The organism is Variovorax paradoxus (genome assembly GCF_009755665.1).
Lineage (GTDB): Bacteria > Pseudomonadota > Gammaproteobacteria > Burkholderiales > Burkholderiaceae_C > Variovorax > Variovorax paradoxus_G.
The window spans coordinates 1,608,206-1,622,797 of the sequence record NZ_CP046622.1; the positions used below are offsets into that span (position 1 = coordinate 1,608,206).

Genomic DNA, 14,592 nt, shown 5'->3' on the forward strand with positions numbered 1-14,592 from the left:
GGTAAAGCGGCCGAAAAAAAGGCCGATAACAGGGGCTGGACCAAACCGCCGTCGGCTCCCTCAGCCGCGGCGTTTTCGCATTGCGCAAGCTGAAAACACCGCCTTGACGCTCCCCGAATGCTCCTCTACAAAGACACATGACGTTCAGCTTTCAGGTTCCCACGGCATTGGCGTATTTCGAATCGCTGGTGCAGAGCGACGACCACTTTCCGCTGCTCGAGGCTGCCGCCAGCCTTGCGCAGGACGAATACCCCGACCTCGACGTGCAGCAGGTACTCGGCGACGTCGACCAGCTGCTGGCCCGCCTCAAGCGCCGGCTGCCCGCCGACGCCGCGCCGCTCGCCCGGCTGCGCGCGCTCAACCAGTTCTTCTTCAATGACCTGAACTTCGGCGGCAACGTCAACGACTACTACGACCCGGACAACAGCTACCTGAATGCCGTCCTGCGCACGCGGCGCGGCATTCCCATTTCGCTGGCGGTGCTGTGGATGGAACTGGCCCAGGGGCTCGGCCTGCAGGCGCGCGGCATCGGGTTTCCGGGGCATTTCATGCTCAAGGTCACGCTGCCGAAGGGGCAGGTGGTCATCGATCCCTTCACCGGCAAGTCGCTATCGCGCGAAGAGCTCGGCGAGCGCCTCGAGCCGTACAAGCGCAGCAACGGGCTGGTGGGCGATTTCGACGTGCCGCTGGGCCTTTACCTCCAGCCCGCCAGCTCGCGCGAAATCATCGGACGCATGCTGCGCAACCTGAAGGAAGTGCACCGCGCCCAGGAAGACTGGCAGCGCGCCATCGCCGTGCAAGACCGGCTCATTGCGCTGCTGCCCACCGCCTGGGGCGAATACCGCGACCGCGGCATTGCGCATGCCGAGCAGGGCAACACCGCCGCCGCGGTGAGGGACCTGGAAACCTATCTGGAGCACGCGGAAGACGCGCTGGACGTCGACGTCATTGCGGAGCGGGTGGCCGCCTTGCGCCGAGCGGCCAACTGATGAGCGCCAGGAGCGGCGTTGCCGACGCCTCCGATCTCGGCACGCTTCACGAATTTCACGGCGTGCAGCCGGTGCTGCCGGTGTCCGACGTCACGCGTGCCGCGCGCTGGTTCCGGGACATCCTGGGTTTCGAGCTCGATTTCATCGCCGGCGAGCCACCCAGCTATGCCCGGGTGAAGAAGGGCGACCGCAGCTATGGCGATCCGGTCTACCTGCGCTTGTGGCAGTGCAACACGCGCGGGGCCGCACCCTGGCGCGGCGAAATCGTGATCCACGTGGGCAAGGACATCGACGGCCTGCACGCCGCCTATGTGAAGCGCGGCGTCACCGTGGTGGAGCCGCCCACGTCGCAACCCTGGGGCCTGCGCGAATTCGCGATCCGCGAACCCGATGGACACATCCTGCGCTTCTGCGGCTATTTGCCCTGAATTGCTGATACAAAAGATTACAAATGGACCGGCGCCGACGTGTCGATCCGGCTTCCGCTCGTCCGACGTGTGAACAGGAGCGCGCAGTTTTCAGCGTCTCCCGCTTCATTCAACAACCTTCAGGAGAAACGACATGCGATTCATGGTTCTGGTCAAGGCCAACAAGGATTCCGAAGCGGGCGTCATGCCCAGCACCGAAGTGCTCACCGCCATGGGCAAGTTCAACGAGGAACTGGTCAAGGCCGGCGTGCTGCTGGCGGGCGAAGGGCTGCATCCGTCTTCAAAGGGCGCGCGCGTGCGCTGCGAAGGCTCCAAGCGCACGGTGATCGACGGTCCGTTTGCCGAGACGAAGGAGCTGCTTGCGGGTTTCTGGCTGCTTCAGGTCAAGTCGAAGGAAGAAGCCATCGAATGGATCAAGCGCAGCCCGTTCCAAGAGGGCGAGATCGAGATCCGCCAGGTGTTCGAGGCCTCCGATTTCGGCGACTCCATGACGCCCGAGCTGCTGGCGCAGGAAGACCGCCTGCGCGCCGAGACCGAGGCCCGTACCAAGGCCGGCAACTGAATCAAGAAACCGCATCAAGGAGACCTGCCATGCGATTCATGCTGCTGATGATTCCCCACGGCTACGAAACAGCCGCCCCTGGCACCATTCCGGATGACGTCGAAGCGGTCGGGGCCATGATGGCCTACAACGAGTCGATGCAGAAGGCCGGCATCCTGATCAGCTGCGACGGCCTGCATCCGCCCTCGATGGGCGCACGCGTGAGCTTTCCGGGCCGCAAGCCCAAGGTGGTGGACGGCCCCTTTGCCGAAGCCAAGGAAGTGCTCGGCGGCTACTGGATCATCGACGTGCCTTCGCGCGCCGACGCGATCGAATGGGCCACGCGCTGCCCCGGCAGCGAAAACGAGGTGATCGAGGTCCGCCAGATCCAGGAGATTGCCGACTATCCGCCCGAAGTGCAGGCCTTGACCGCCGAGATGGCGTCGATGCAGGCGGTCAAGAAGACCTAGGCATGAGCACTCGCCCGGCCGCTCCGAAGGGGGCTCCCGCCGCAGTGCGCAGCGCGGAGCTTGCCCAATGAGCGCCGCGCCTCGGGACGACGCCGCCATCCACCGCACTATCGAGGCGGTGTGGCGCATCGAGTCCGCGAAGATCATCGCCACCGTTGCGCGCATGGTGCGCGACGTGGGCCTGGCCGAAGAGCTGGCCCAGGACGCGCTGGTCTCGGCCCTGGAGCAATGGAGCGAAACCGGCGTGCCCGACAATCCCGCCGCCTGGCTCACCGCCGTGGCCAAGCGCCGCGCACTCGACCGGCTGCGCCATCGGCAGTTGGCTGAGCACAAGGCCGGCGAGATCGGCCGTGAACTCGACGCACAGCACGCCATGGCGCAGGCCGATTTCGCCGAAGCGGTCGATGCCGCGCTGGACGACGACATCGGCGACGACCTGCTGCGGCTGGTGTTCACGGCGTGCCACCCGGTGCTTTCGACCGAGGCGCGCGTGGCGCTCACGCTGCGGCTGATGGGCGGCCTCACGACGGATGAAATTGCCCGCGCGTTCCTCGTGCCCGAGGCCACGGTGGCGCAGCGCATCGTGCGCGCCAAGCGCAGCCTTCTCGAGGCGCGCGTGCCCTTCGAGGTGCCGCGTCGGCACGAGCTCGAGGCGCGGCTCGCCTCGGTGCTCGAGGTGCTCTACCTGATCTTCAACGAAGGCTATTCGGCCACGGCGGGTGATGACTGGATGCGGCCCGCGCTGTGCGACGAAGCCATGCGCCTCGGCCGCATCGTGGCCGAGCTCGTGCCCGATGCGGCGGAAGTGCACGGCCTGGTGGCATTGATGGAAATCCAGGCGTCCCGCACCGCGGCGCGCGTCGGCCCGTCGGGCGAACCGGTGCTGCTGCTGGAGCAGAACCGCGCGCGCTGGGACCACATGCTGATTCGCCGCGGCCTGGCGGCGCTTGCCCGTGCGGAGGCTCTCGGAGGAGCCTTGGGGCCCTATGCCTTGCAAGCCGCCATTGCCGCTTGCCATGGGCGCGCGCGCACGGCCGGGGAAACCGATTGGCCCCGCATTGCGGCGTTGTACGACGCGCTGGCCGAGCTTTCTCCGTCGCCTGTCGTCGAGCTCAACCGCGCCGTGGCGCTGTCCATGGCGTTTGGGCCGGCGACGGGGCTGGAGGTGGTGGATGCGCTGCTCGGCGAGCCCGCATTGCAGGGCTATCACCTGCTGCCGGCGGTGCGCGGCGACCTGCTCTTCAAGTTGGGCCGCTACGAGGAGGCGCGCAAGGAATTCGATCGCGCCGCCGCGCTTACGCGCAACACGCGAGAGCGGACGCTGCTGCTGGCGCGGGCACGCGCCTGCCTCCTTCCGCCTGCCTGACTGCGCACCGCGCCGCTAGGCGGTCGGCGCAGGCGTGGCGGCCGAAGGCGAGCCCGGCAATCCGAACTGATGCCAAGCGCGGCGCAGTTGCGTGTCCGAGCCGAAGCCCGAGATTTCCGCCGCTCGCGTCACGCTGGCGCCAGAGGCCAGCGCGAGCTGTGCCGCCGCCAGCCGCAGCCGCCGCAGATAGGCCAGGGGCGCCACACCCGCGTGTTCCACGAACAGCCGCGTCAGGTGCCGCGCCGAGGTGTGGGCCACTTCCGCCATGCGAGGCACGTTCCAGTCGGCCTGGGGCTGCTCGCTGACGGCGTCCTGCACCCGGTGCAGGGCGGCATGCAGATGGTTCCGGTACGCGAGAAAGGGCGAAAGCTCCGGGTCGTGCGGGCCGCGCCGCTGCGCCACCACCATCGTCTGCGCCACCTGGGCCGCGAGCGCTTCGCCGCACACATCCGCGATGCGGTGCAGCACCAGGTCGATGCCGGTCGTGACGCCCGCGCTGCTGTAGACGGGCGGATCGATCACGAACACGCGGTTGGCGACCACGTCGCAGCGCGGCTCCACCGAGCGCAACTCGTCCAGGTGATGGTGGTGCGTGGTGGCGCGCCGGCCGGCGAGTGCGCCCGCATGCGCCGCCAGCAGGGCGCCGGCGCACACGGTGACCAGCTCGAGCCAGCCGCGTTCGAAGCGCTGGCCGCGCAGCCAGTGCAGCAGGTCTTGCGTCTCGGCGTTGTCGATCGCGATGAAGTCGCCGGGCAGTCCGACCAGCACCACCCACGCGGGCCCGTGCCATTGCACCGGCAACGGCGCAAGGTTGGCAAGCGCCACGCCCACCGAGCCGACAGAGGTCGGCCGCGGGCCCGCGAATTCGATCTCGAAGCGCTCGGGCTGGCCCGCGGCGCGCAGCCGCTGGTTGGCGATGCGCAACGCCTCGGCAGGCCCAGCCCAGTCGAGCACCAGGCTGCCCGGCAGCAGCACGAACACTACGCGGATGGGCTGCTGCTGGAGATCCATGTGTAGTCCATCTGGCGCGCCGTGCGTTCGGCCAGCGCGCGGCCGGCCAGCCGCTCGACCAGGTACAGGCTCATGTCGATGCCTGCGCTGATGCCTGCGGAGCTGACGATGCGGCCGCTGTCGACCCAGCGTTTGCCCTCGCGCACATCCAGCAGCGGAAACTGTTCGCGCAGGTCTGCAATGTCTTCCCAGTGGGTGGTGACGGCCTCTCGCGTGACCACGCCGCTTTTCACTAGCAGGAACACGCCGGTGCATACCGAGGCCACCAGCTGTGCGCCGGCCGCGCAGTCCGCAATCCAGCGCAGGGTGGCGGGGCTTGCCATCGGCGCATCGACCACGCCGCCGGGCACGATCAGGAGGTCGGCTGCGGGGTTGTCGGCCAGGTCGTGGTCCGCCAGCAGGCGCAGGCCGGCTCGGGCCTGGACGGGCTGGCCCGAGCTTGCGAGCGCCACGGAGGCGACCTCGAACGGTGCCTCCGTGCCGGGATTCAGGCGCTGGCTGACGCGGCTCGCCGTGGTGAACACCTCGAACGGGCCCGCAAAGTCGAGCGCCTCGACACCGTCGAAGGCAAGGATCAGTACCCGCAACGTCATGCGGCGACCGTCCCGGCGGAGAGGGCGCCGGCGCGTTCGAGCGCCTGATCCACGGTGCAGACGGTGGCGAATCGGCCATCCAGCACAGCCGCCGTGCGAGCCTTGATGTCGGCCGCGGCAAGCGGACGGCCGTCGGGCTGCACCATGTCAAAGGTGAGCGTGGCCTCGGTCACGTAGTCGACTTCCCAGCCCAGGTCGGAAGCATGGCGCGTGGTGGTTTCGCAGCATTGCTCGGTGCGGATGCCGCTCACGATCAGCCGGCCGATGCCCTGCTGCGTGAGCCAGATGTCGAGCCCGCTGTTGACCAGCGCACTGTGGCGGTGCTTGGTGAATGTGGCTGCGGCTTCGAATGCCGCCAGGCCGTCGATCGGCCGCACCAGTCCGGATTCGACGGCGAAGGGGTGGCTTGCCACGGCAGGCTCATCGACATGGAAGACCCGCACGATCGGAATGCCGGCGGCCGCGCAGCCTTCGATCAGCGCGTTCTGGGCCGCGAAATAAGACCGCGCAACTTCTTCGGACCAGTAGCCGCGCTGGCGGAAGGATTCCTGCGCGTCGATCACTATCAGACACGATTTCATGGGCATGGGGCTCGAAGGGCGGAGTGAATGATGCCGCCTATTCTTGTGCGCCGCCAGTCCATGGTCCGCGCCGAAGCGGACCAGAACCGATCAAATCAGGACATTGGAGCTAGACCAGGCCGGCGGCCTGCAACTCTTTCTTGAGGTAAGCGTAGAAAAGCGGCGCCGCCACCAGCCCGGCCGGGCCGAACACCGCCTCGGCCACGAACATCACCGCCAGCAGTTCCCACACCCGCATCTGCGTGCGGCTGCCGACCACCTTGGCGTTGATCACGTATTCCGCCTTGTGGATGATGATGAGGAAGACAAGGCAGGCCAGTGCCGTGATCGGCGAGACGGACAGCGCCACCAGCGTGATCACCGCATTGCAGACCAGGTTGCCCACGATCGGCACCAGGCCCGCCACGAAGGTCAGCGTGATGAGCGCCGGCGTGTAGGGCAGGTGCGGCCCCCAGAGTGGCAGCAGGAACAGCAGGAAGATGGCGGTCAGCAGGGTGTTGAATGCCGCAATCCAGAACTGCGCCGCAACGATCTGCCCGAACGCTTCGCCGAAGATGGTGATGCGCCGGTACAGCTGCGCGGCCAGGGGCCGGCGCTGCAGCGGCGGCGGCGCAATAGCCGCCAGCCCGCCCACGATGAGGCCCACATAGGCAAACAGCAGCCCGCCCAGCCACGCGCGCCCGGCCAGCGCCAGCGAGCCAGCCTGCGCCCGGAGGTAGTTGGCCACCACGCGCTGTACCTCGGCCGCGCCCTCCGGCAGGTAGACCGCAATTTCGGGCGGCAGCTTGAGCCGCAGTTCCAGCACCGTGCGGGCCGTGTAGTCGAGCAGTTCGCGGTACTGGTCGGGCGCGTCGACGATGTACTCGCGCGCTTGCGAAAGCCCCACCGAGATCAGCGCGATGGGCGCCAGCAGCACCAGCGTGACCGCCAGCACCCGGGCGAGCACATCGGCACGGGCTTGCGGCAGCCTTGCCCTGGCGAGGCCGCCGCCGATCAGGCGTGCAAACCGGCGAGTGGCCAGAAAGCCGATGCATACGCACAGCAGCCCCGGCAGCAGGTGCTGCCACATCACCAGCAGCAGCGCGGCCGGCATCAGCAGGTAGCTGGCCAGCACCACGTTGCGCGAGGCGGGCTGGGACTTGGTGTCGATGTTGACGACGAGCGGTTTGGACATCAGGGTCCGGGTGCTGCGCTTGTTGCGAGACTCGGAAGGAAGATCAGCCGACCACCACGGCGGCGCCGGTGCCGCGGTCGGCGATGGTGCCGATCTCGTACACCGCCTCGCCGGCCGTGCGCAGCGTGGCTGCACAGGCGGCGGCCTCGGCCGAGTCGATCACCACCACCATGCCGATGCCGTTGTTGAAGGTGCGGTTCATCTCGATGTCGTCGATGCCGGCCACCTTCTGCAGCCAGGCAAAGAGCTCGGTCTGCGGCCAGCTGCCCTTCTTGAGGTGGGCCGCCGTGCCTTCGGGCAGCACGCGCGGAATGTTCTCGAGCAGGCCGCCGCCGGTAATGTGCGCCAGCGCCTTGATCGGGTGCTTGGCCAGCGCCTCGAGCACCGGCTTCACATAAAGGTGGGTGGGCTCCATCACGGCCTGGCGGAACGGCTTGCCGTCGAGCGTGGCGGGCAGGTCTGCGCCGGCGCGTTCGATCACCTTGCGCACCAGGCTGAAGCCGTTGGAATGCACGCCGGCCGACGCCAGGCCCAGCACCACGTCGCCGGGTTTGACGTTCTGACCCGTGAGAATTTTCGATTTTTCGACCGCGCCGACCGCAAAGCCCGCCAGGTCGTATTCGCCGGCCGGATACATGCCGGGCATTTCGGCGGTTTCGCCGCCGATCAGCGCGCAGCCCGAAATTTCGCAGCCGCGGGCGATGCCGCCGATCACGGCCGCGGCCGTGTCCACGTCGAGCTTGCCGCAAGCGAAGTAGTCAAGAAAGAACAGGGGCTCGGCGCCTTGCACCAGCACGTCGTTGACGCTCATGGCCACCAGGTCGATGCCCACGGTGTCGTGCATGTTCCATTCGAACGCCAGCTTGAGCTTGGTGCCCACGCCGTCGGTGCCGCTCACCAGCACCGGCTCCTTGTAGCGCTTGGGCACCTCGAACAGGGCGCCGAAGCCGCCGATGCCGGCCAGCACGCCTTCGCGCAGGGTCTTCTTGGCCAGGGGCTTGATGCGGTCGACCAGGGCGTCGCCGGCATCGATATCGACACCGGCATCCTTGTAGCTGAGCGGGGTGGGCGTAGGGGAAGTCATGGTCAGACGGTGTCGGGAAAGGGACGGGAAGGAGGCGAAGAGGTGGAGGCGCCGGCGACCGAAGCGGCCGGGCCGATAGAATTCCTCACGATTTTAAGGGCCCCAGCGGCCCCTTCCATGAACCTTCCCGGGATGAAACAGCTCGCGCTCGATATCGGCATTGCGACGGGCCCCAGCTTCGACGCTTTTTTTGCCGGCCCGAACGAGGCGGCGCTGCGGCACCTGCAACTGTGGGTGGGCGGCGCCGGCAATTCGGTGCCGCACTCTCCTGTGCCTACCTATCTGTGGGGCGAAGGCGGCAGCGGCAAGACCCATCTGCTCGAATCGGTGCGTGTCGCACTGCGCGAGCAGGGCGCGAGCGTGGGCTGGCTGCACGCCGGCCTGCTGGAGCCGCCCGAGTTCGACGAGCGCTGGGGCGCCGTGCTGCTCGACGACGTGCACCTCTACACCGCCGTGCAGCAGCACGCGGCCTTCAACTGGTTCGTCAACGCGCAAACCCTGCAGCGCGGGGTGGTGGCCGCCGGCGCCCTGCCGCCGGCCGACCTGTCGCTGCGCGAAGACCTTCGCACCCGGCTGGGCTGGGGCCATGTGTTCCACCTGCAGGTGCTGAGCGAAAGCGAACGCCGCGCGGTGCTGCGCCAGGCGGCCGATGCGCGGGGCGTCATGCTGTCGGACGACGTGCTCGACTACATGCTGCACCGCTTCAGCCGCGACCTGGGCAGCCTGATGGAGCTGCTCACGCAGCTCGACGGCTATGCCCTGCAGACACAGCGCGCGATCACGATCCCGCTGATCCGATCCATGCTCGAAAACGAATAAGAAGAGCTTCAACCAACAATGATCAAGAAATTCATCGACAAGCTGCTCGGCAAATCGGCCGGCGGCGCGCAGGGCAAGAGCCGCTTCGGCAAGCGCCAGGAGGTGCCTGCGGAGGTTCACAAGATCGATCCGGCCCTGGTCGACGAACGCGCGAAAAACGTGGTCACCACGCTCCAGCAGGCAGGCTACGAGGCCTATGTGGTGGGCGGCGCGGTGCGCGACCTGCTGCTGGGCCTGCGCCCGAAGGACTTCGACGTGGCCACCAACGCCACGCCGGAGCAGGTCAAGTCGCTCTTCAGGCGGGCTTTCATCATCGGGCGGCGCTTTCGCATCGTGCACGTGGTGTACGGCCGGGGCCGCGAGCACGAGGTGATCGAGGTCTCGACCTTTCGCGCGTACATGGACAACGCCGCCGCCGAGCAGGTGGCCGGCAACGAGCGCACCAGCAAGGGCGAGCTCGCAAGCATGAAGCACGCAGTGGACGCCAGCGGCCGCGTGCTGCGCGACAACGTGTGGGGCCCGCAGGAAGAAGACGCAGCGCGCCGCGACTTCACCGTGAACGCCATGTACTACGACCCGGCCAACCAGATCGTGGTCGACTATCACAACGGCATCAAGGACGCGCAGAAGCTCACGCTGCGCATGATCGGCGACCCGGCCACCCGCTACCGCGAAGACCCGGTGCGCATCATTCGCGCCATTCGCTTCTCGGCCAAGCTCGCGGCGCTGGGCTTCAAGATGGAAGCCAAGACGGCCGCCCCGCTGGTCGAGTCGAGCAAGCTGCTGGCTGACGTGCCGCAAAGCCGCCTGTTCGACGAAATGCTCAAGCTGCTGCAAACCGGCCATGCCATTGCCACGGTCGAGCAGTTGCGCAAGCTGGGCCTGGTCACGGGCATCTATCCGCTGCTCGACGTGGTGGTGGAGCGCGCCGATTCGCCTTTCGTGAAGGCCGCCCTGCAGGACACCGACCGCCGCGTGGGCGAAGGCAAGCCCGTGGCGCCCAGCTTCCTGCTGGCCTGCGTGCTGTGGGCGGATGTGCGCGACGGCTGGGCCCAGCGCATCGAAGGCCGGCACGGCCAGCGCCCGCAGCCGCCTTTCCCGGCGCTGCAAGACGCGATCGACGACGTGTTCAACGCCCGCATCGGCGACGTATCGGGCCGCGGCAAGCTCGCCGGCGACATGCGCGAGATCTGGATGATGCAGCCGCGCTTCGACAAGCGCACCGGCTCCACGCCCTACAGCCTGGTCGAGCAGGCGCGGTTCCGCGCCGCCTTCGACTTCATGCGGCTGCGCGCCGACGTGGGCGAGGTCAGCGAGGCCATTGCCGAGTGGTGGCAGGAGTTCAGCACCGCTGACGACGTGCGCCGGCAAGACCTGCTGGAGCAGGTGCGCGACGAACAAAAGACCAGGCAGCGCGTGCGCACGCGCGACCCCGTGGCGCCGAAGCCTCGCGGCGAACCGCCTGCGCGCCAGCGCCAGGCCGATGCCGAGCCGCGGCAGGACGACGACGAGGCGGAAGCGGAAGTCGAGGCCGGCGCCGTGCCGCCCGATGGCGAAGCGGCCGCACCGCGCAAGCGCCGCCGTCGCCGCAAGCCGCGCACCGGCGGTGGTGGCGGTAGCGGCGGCGAGGGCGGCGGGAGCGCCGCAGCCGAATGAGCGCGCCAAACCGGCCGAAGGACGGCAAAAAGAGCAGCGGCAGCGATCGCGCGCCCTCGCGTGGCGGTCCGTCGTCCAAGCCGAAGAGTGGGCCGGCGCCCGCACGGCGTGCGCCCAGCCGGCCTTCGGGCAAGGTGGCGCCGGGAAGCCCCGCCGCGCGCCGTACGCGCGAGGACTATCCGACCGTGCAGGCCTTCGTCGCCATCGGCGCCAACCTGGGCGACGCCCAGGCTGCCGTGAAAGCGGCCATGGACGCCATCGGCGCCATCGAGCGCACGGTGGTCACTGCGCGCTCGTCGCTTTACCGCAGCGCGCCGGTCGATGCGACCGGACCAGACTTCATCAACGCCGTGGTGGCTGTAAGAACCGGACTCACGGCCGAGGCGTTCCTGTCCGAGTTGCATCTGCTCGAAGAACATGCCGGCCGCGAGCGGCCTTTTCCCAACGCGCCACGCACGCTCGATCTCGACCTGCTGATGCACGGAAATGCGATCAAGGACACCCCCGCCCTGAGCTTGCCGCACCCCCGCATGCGCGACCGCGCCTTCGTATTGAAGCCGCTCGCAGAAATTGCGCCGGACAAGGTGCCGCGCGCGGCGCTCGCCCGGGTGTCCTCGCAGGTGATCGAGCGAATTCGCGACTGACCGTGGGAAGGGGCTGGAACCCCGTGGAACGGGCGTCTTTGCTCCGCCCATTACACTTGCGCGGTTTTTCATGACGTTGTCACGCAATTGTGGCAACAGCGAACCCAGGAGAGCGCCATGTTCGGCAAGCTGCTGCCCCGCGAGGGGAATTTTTTCGAGATGTTCAACCAGCACGCCGAGCGCATCGTCGAAGCGGCGCGGGCGTTCGAGCAACTCGTGGCCAATTACAGCGACGTGCACCTGCGCGAGCAGTACAACCGCGACGTCGACAATGCCGAGCGCGCGGCCGACCGCGTGACGCACGACGTCAACCGGCTGATCCACAAGACTTTCATCACGCCGATCGACCGCGAGCAGATCCACAAGCTCATCAATACGATGGACGACGTGGCCGACCTGATCCAGGACTCCGCCGAGACCATGGCGCTGTACGACGTGCGGCACATGACCGACGAGATCGTGCGCCTCACGGCCCTGAGCGTGAAGTGCTGCGACCGCCTGAAGGACGCCGTCAAGTTTCTCGGCAAGATCGCCGATCCCGCGGTGGCCGAGGCCACGCTGAAGACCTGCGAGGAAATCGACCGCCTCGAATCCGACGCCGACCGTGTGATGCGAAGCGCCATGAGCAAACTGTTCCGCGAGGAGCCCGACGTCCGCGAAGTGATCAAGCTCAAGGCGATCTACGAATTGCTCGAGACGATCACCGACAAATGCGAAGACGTGGCCAACGTGATCGAGGGCATCGTCCTCGAGAACTCCTGAGCGGTAGCGATCGATGGCAACGGTTCAGGTCGCCCTCTGGGTGGTGATATTGCTGGTCGCGCTCGCGATCGCCTTCGACTTCATGAACGGCTTCCACGACGCGGCGAACTCCATCGCCACCGTGGTGTCGACCGGTGTGCTCAAACCGGGGCACGCGGTGCTGTTCGCTGCCTTCTTCAACCTGATCGCGATCTTCATCTTCCACCTGAGCGTGGCGGCCACGGTGGGCAAGGGCATTGCCCAGCCCGGGGTGGTGGATGTGCACGTGGTCTTCGGCGCGCTCATCGGCGCCATCAGCTGGAACCTGGTGACCTGGTACTACGGCATTCCCAGCAGCTCCTCGCATGCGCTGATCGGCGGCATTGTGGGCGCCGTGATCGCGAAGACCGGTGCGAGCGGCCTGGTGGCCACCGGCATCTGGAAGACCGTGGCCTTCATCTTCGTTTCGCCGTTCCTCGGATTCGTGCTGGGCTCGCTGATGATGGTGGTAGTGGCCTGGGGCTTCCGGCGTGCCACCCCGTCGCGGGTCGACCGGTGGTTCCGGCGGCTGCAGCTGGTTTCAGCCGGGGCCTATAGCCTGGGCCACGGCGGCAACGATGCGCAGAAGACCATCGGCATCATCTGGATGCTGCTGATTGCCACCGGCTATGCCGCGGCCGGCGACGCGGCGCCGCCCAGCTGGGTCATCGTGAGCTGCTACGCCGCCATTGCCCTGGGCACCATGTTCGGCGGCTGGCGCATCGTGAAGACCATGGGCCAGAAGATCACCAAGCTCAAGCCCGTGGGCGGCTTCTGCGCCGAAACCGGCGGCGCGCTCACGCTGTTCCTGGCCACCGCGCTGGGCATTCCCGTGTCGACCACCCACACCATCACCGGCGCCATCGTCGGCGTGGGCTCCGCGCAACGCGCGAGTGCCGTGCGTTGGGGCGTGGCGGGCAACATCGTCTGGGCCTGGATCTTCACGATTCCGGCCTCCGCTTTTGTGGCCGCAATCGCTTATTGGCTCAGCCTGCAGATTTTCTGAGGCCGGCAGAGCTGGCACGCTCCAGCTACTGCGAGATCTTCCGGCCTTCTTCGACCTGATGTTCGAAGTAGCGCTGAAAGCTGAAAACAATGCTGGCCATGAGCACGGTGCTCCCGAAGAAGAGCGCAAGCACCACGGCGCCGATGGTGGCCCAGTTCGTGCGGCCCGGCTCGGCGTCCGGCGGCGCGCCGGCGTTGAAGCGGGCGTTCCACCTCTCCGGCGTCATGAGGCCATAGATGATGGCCATCAGCGCGCAACCCGCAATGGTGAAGCCCAGCAGCGGAATAAGCACCCAGCTCCAGCCGTCGTCCACGCCGTACATGCGCACGCGCTCCATGCCATAGAGGCCCAGCGCCGTGGGAACGGGCAGCAGCCAGCCGAGCCAGTCGCCCATGCCGCGCAGATAGAAGCGGTGCAGGCCCAGCGGGCCGCCCAGGAAAGAGAGCCAGGCGGCAATGGTCTTGTTTTTCATTCGGGTTTGGTGGTGCTGCCTTCGCCGAGCACTTTTTCCATCAGGACCACGTCTCGCCACTCGCCGAACTTCCAGCCGCAGTCCTTGAGCACGCCCACGTGGGTGAAGCCGTTGCGGCGGTGCACCCCTACGGAGCCGGCGTTGGCCGAGTCGCCGATGACCGCGATCAGCTTGCGGACGCCTGCCGCTTCGGCGGCTTGCGAGAGGGCGGCCAGGAGCTGCCCGCCAAGGCCCTTGCCGCGCGCGGCTTCGGAGATGTAGATCGAGTCTTCCGCCGAAAACCGGTACGCCGGTCGCGGCTTGAACCAGTTGCAGTAGGCAAAACCCAACACTTCTCCGTTTTCTTCGGCAACAAGGTAGGGCAGGTTCTTGCCGAGTACATCGGCGCGCCGCGCAGCCATGTCGGCGGCGGAGGGAGCTTCGGTTTCGAAGGTGCCGGTGCCGTTCAGCACGTGGTGGGCATAGATGGCCGTGATGGCCGCGATGTCTTCGTCGCGGCTGGGGCGGATGGTGAGGGTCATGCAGGTCGCAAGCAAACGGCGCAAAGGCCGGAATTCGGAGAAAACACAGGTCGGGCTATAATCGCAGGCTTTTCAGCGTGTCGCTGGCCGGGTGGCCATGTCGCGTGTCTCGACGTTGAAAGAACACTGTGAGCGGGCTTCTTGTTTAGAAAACGGGCTTGCTGCACCACCCAAGGATAAATCATGGTCGTCATTCGACTCTCCCGCGGCGGCTCCAAAGGCCGTCCGTTCTTCAACATCGTCGTGTCGGACAAGCGCGTTCGCCGCGATGGCCGTTTCATCGAGCGCCTGGGTTTCTACAACCCGACCGCCAAGGAAAACGAAGAAAGCATCCGTATTGCCCAGGACCGCCTGGCCTACTGGAAGAGCGTCGGCGCACAAGCTTCGCCCACGGTTCTGCGCCTGATCAAGCAAGCCGCTGCCGCGGCCCCCAAGGCAGCAGCCTAAGCTGCCCGAC

General features: G+C 67.2%; 18 protein-coding genes. 11 read left to right on the forward strand and 7 right to left on the reverse strand.

Going from position 1 to position 14,592, the window contains the following annotated elements; translation table 11 throughout:
- Positions 1-137 precede the first annotated feature (137 nt).
- The 5 genes from GOQ09_RS07455 (at position 138) to GOQ09_RS07475 (ending at position 3,794) form a co-directional block, all read left to right on the forward strand.
- The gene (locus GOQ09_RS07455; RefSeq protein WP_157612858.1) at positions 138-989 is read left to right on the forward strand and encodes a SirB1 family protein; all 852 of its coding nucleotides are present in this window, start codon (positions 138-140) and stop codon (positions 987-989) included.
- Complete coding sequence (locus GOQ09_RS07460) at positions 989-1,417, forward strand: bleomycin resistance protein (RefSeq protein WP_157612859.1); 429 nt, start codon at positions 989-991, stop codon at positions 1,415-1,417. The genes GOQ09_RS07455 and GOQ09_RS07460 overlap by 1 nt, the downstream gene beginning before the upstream one ends.
- A 133-nt stretch (positions 1,418-1,550) precedes the next feature.
- A complete protein-coding gene (locus GOQ09_RS07465) occupies positions 1,551-1,979 on the forward strand; it encodes a YciI family protein (RefSeq protein ID WP_157612860.1) in 429 nt (142 codons plus the stop codon).
- Positions 1,980-2,008: 29 nt separating this feature from the next.
- The gene (locus GOQ09_RS07470) at positions 2,009-2,428 is read left to right on the forward strand and encodes a YciI family protein (RefSeq protein WP_157612861.1); all 420 of its coding nucleotides are present in this window, start codon (positions 2,009-2,011) and stop codon (positions 2,426-2,428) included.
- A gap of 67 nt (positions 2,429-2,495) precedes the next feature.
- Complete coding sequence (locus GOQ09_RS07475; RefSeq protein WP_157612862.1) at positions 2,496-3,794, forward strand: RNA polymerase sigma factor; 1,299 nt, start codon at positions 2,496-2,498, stop codon at positions 3,792-3,794.
- A gap of 15 nt (positions 3,795-3,809) precedes the next feature.
- Here the strand turns inward: GOQ09_RS07475 and GOQ09_RS07480 are convergent, their stop codons facing one another.
- The 5 genes from GOQ09_RS07480 to purM form a co-directional block, all read right to left on the reverse strand.
- Positions 3,810-4,805 carry a GlxA family transcriptional regulator gene (locus GOQ09_RS07480; RefSeq protein WP_157612863.1) on the reverse strand — a complete coding sequence of 332 codons (996 nt, stop codon included), beginning with the start codon at positions 4,803-4,805 and terminating at the stop codon, positions 3,810-3,812.
- Complete coding sequence (locus GOQ09_RS07485; RefSeq protein WP_157612864.1) at positions 4,775-5,398, reverse strand: DJ-1/PfpI family protein; 624 nt, start codon at positions 5,396-5,398, stop codon at positions 4,775-4,777. Before GOQ09_RS07485 ends, GOQ09_RS07480 begins: the two co-directional genes overlap by 31 nt.
- Entirely contained in the window at positions 5,395-5,979 is a 585-nt protein-coding gene (locus GOQ09_RS07490; RefSeq protein WP_157612865.1) for a cysteine hydrolase family protein, read from the reverse strand. The genes GOQ09_RS07485 and GOQ09_RS07490 overlap by 4 nt, the downstream gene beginning before the upstream one ends.
- A 109-nt stretch (positions 5,980-6,088) precedes the next feature.
- Positions 6,089-7,153, reverse strand: a complete 1,065-nt coding sequence (locus tag GOQ09_RS07495; RefSeq protein ID WP_157612866.1) for an AI-2E family transporter — start codon at positions 7,151-7,153, stop codon at positions 6,089-6,091.
- A 43-nt stretch (positions 7,154-7,196) separates the two neighbouring features.
- A complete protein-coding gene (gene purM / locus GOQ09_RS07500) occupies positions 7,197-8,237 on the reverse strand; it encodes a phosphoribosylformylglycinamidine cyclo-ligase (RefSeq protein WP_157612867.1) in 1,041 nt (346 codons plus the stop codon).
- 132 nt (positions 8,238-8,369) lie between these two features.
- On the opposite strand from purM, the gene hda reads away from it, so the two are divergent.
- The 5 genes from hda to GOQ09_RS07525 all read left to right on the forward strand — a co-directional run bounded on the left by hda (position 8,370) and on the right by GOQ09_RS07525 (position 13,142).
- Positions 8,370-9,056, forward strand: coding sequence for a DnaA regulatory inactivator Hda (hda, locus tag GOQ09_RS07505; protein ID WP_278189369.1), 687 nt, complete (start codon positions 8,370-8,372; stop codon positions 9,054-9,056).
- A gap of 18 nt (positions 9,057-9,074) precedes the next feature.
- The gene (pcnB, locus tag GOQ09_RS07510; protein ID WP_157612869.1) at positions 9,075-10,712 is read left to right on the forward strand and encodes a polynucleotide adenylyltransferase PcnB; all 1,638 of its coding nucleotides are present in this window, start codon (positions 9,075-9,077) and stop codon (positions 10,710-10,712) included.
- Complete coding sequence (gene folK, locus GOQ09_RS07515) at positions 10,709-11,356, forward strand: 2-amino-4-hydroxy-6-hydroxymethyldihydropteridine diphosphokinase (RefSeq protein ID WP_347563335.1); 648 nt, start codon at positions 10,709-10,711, stop codon at positions 11,354-11,356. The genes pcnB and folK overlap by 4 nt, the downstream gene beginning before the upstream one ends.
- Positions 11,357-11,473: 117 nt before the next feature.
- A complete protein-coding gene (locus GOQ09_RS07520) occupies positions 11,474-12,118 on the forward strand; it encodes a DUF47 domain-containing protein (RefSeq protein ID WP_012746613.1) in 645 nt (214 codons plus the stop codon).
- A gap of 13 nt (positions 12,119-12,131) precedes the next feature.
- Complete coding sequence (locus GOQ09_RS07525) at positions 12,132-13,142, forward strand: inorganic phosphate transporter (protein WP_157612870.1); 1,011 nt, start codon at positions 12,132-12,134, stop codon at positions 13,140-13,142.
- 25 nt (positions 13,143-13,167) lie between these two features.
- Here the strand turns inward: GOQ09_RS07525 and GOQ09_RS07530 are convergent, their stop codons facing one another.
- Positions 13,168-13,614 (reverse strand): NINE protein, encoded by a 447-nt coding sequence (locus tag GOQ09_RS07530; protein ID WP_157612871.1) that lies wholly within the window; start codon positions 13,612-13,614, stop codon positions 13,168-13,170.
- Entirely contained in the window at positions 13,611-14,135 is a 525-nt protein-coding gene (locus GOQ09_RS07535; RefSeq protein WP_157612872.1) for a GNAT family N-acetyltransferase, read from the reverse strand. Before GOQ09_RS07535 ends, GOQ09_RS07530 begins: the two co-directional genes overlap by 4 nt.
- 183 nt (positions 14,136-14,318) lie before the next feature.
- Here GOQ09_RS07535 and rpsP point away from each other — a divergent pair, with 183 nt between their 5' ends.
- A complete protein-coding gene (gene rpsP / locus GOQ09_RS07540) occupies positions 14,319-14,582 on the forward strand; it encodes a 30S ribosomal protein S16 (protein WP_007831311.1) in 264 nt (87 codons plus the stop codon).
- Positions 14,583-14,592 lie beyond the last annotated feature (10 nt).

Excerpts from the sequence above, each read along its gene's own strand:
- GOQ09_RS07455 (WP_157612858.1), top strand. The coding sequence starts at position 138 with ATGACGTTCAGCTTTCAGGTTCCCACGGCATTGGCGTATTTCGAATCG.
- GOQ09_RS07460 (WP_157612859.1), top strand. The coding sequence starts at position 989 with ATGAGCGCCAGGAGCGGCGTTGCCGACGCCTCCGATCTCGGCACGCTT.
- GOQ09_RS07465 (WP_157612860.1), top strand. The coding sequence starts at position 1,551 with ATGCGATTCATGGTTCTGGTCAAGGCCAACAAGGATTCCGAAGCGGGC.
- GOQ09_RS07470 (WP_157612861.1), top strand. The coding sequence starts at position 2,009 with ATGCGATTCATGCTGCTGATGATTCCCCACGGCTACGAAACAGCCGCC.
- GOQ09_RS07475 (WP_157612862.1), top strand. The coding sequence starts at position 2,496 with ATGAGCGCCGCGCCTCGGGACGACGCCGCCATCCACCGCACTATCGAG.
- GOQ09_RS07480 (WP_157612863.1), bottom strand. The coding sequence starts at position 4,805 with ATGGATCTCCAGCAGCAGCCCATCCGCGTAGTGTTCGTGCTGCTGCCG.
- GOQ09_RS07485 (WP_157612864.1), bottom strand. The coding sequence starts at position 5,398 with ATGACGTTGCGGGTACTGATCCTTGCCTTCGACGGTGTCGAGGCGCTC.
- GOQ09_RS07490 (WP_157612865.1), bottom strand. The coding sequence starts at position 5,979 with ATGAAATCGTGTCTGATAGTGATCGACGCGCAGGAATCCTTCCGCCAG.
- GOQ09_RS07495 (WP_157612866.1), bottom strand. The coding sequence starts at position 7,153 with ATGTCCAAACCGCTCGTCGTCAACATCGACACCAAGTCCCAGCCCGCC.
- purM (WP_157612867.1), bottom strand. The coding sequence starts at position 8,237 with ATGACTTCCCCTACGCCCACCCCGCTCAGCTACAAGGATGCCGGTGTC.
- hda (WP_278189369.1), top strand. The coding sequence starts at position 8,370 with ATGAAACAGCTCGCGCTCGATATCGGCATTGCGACGGGCCCCAGCTTC.
- pcnB (WP_157612869.1), top strand. The coding sequence starts at position 9,075 with ATGATCAAGAAATTCATCGACAAGCTGCTCGGCAAATCGGCCGGCGGC.
- folK (WP_347563335.1), top strand. The coding sequence starts at position 10,709 with ATGAGCGCGCCAAACCGGCCGAAGGACGGCAAAAAGAGCAGCGGCAGC.
- GOQ09_RS07520 (WP_012746613.1), top strand. The coding sequence starts at position 11,474 with ATGTTCGGCAAGCTGCTGCCCCGCGAGGGGAATTTTTTCGAGATGTTC.
- GOQ09_RS07525 (WP_157612870.1), top strand. The coding sequence starts at position 12,132 with ATGGCAACGGTTCAGGTCGCCCTCTGGGTGGTGATATTGCTGGTCGCG.
- GOQ09_RS07530 (WP_157612871.1), bottom strand. The coding sequence starts at position 13,614 with ATGAAAAACAAGACCATTGCCGCCTGGCTCTCTTTCCTGGGCGGCCCG.
- GOQ09_RS07535 (WP_157612872.1), bottom strand. The coding sequence starts at position 14,135 with ATGACCCTCACCATCCGCCCCAGCCGCGACGAAGACATCGCGGCCATC.
- rpsP (WP_007831311.1), top strand. The coding sequence starts at position 14,319 with ATGGTCGTCATTCGACTCTCCCGCGGCGGCTCCAAAGGCCGTCCGTTC.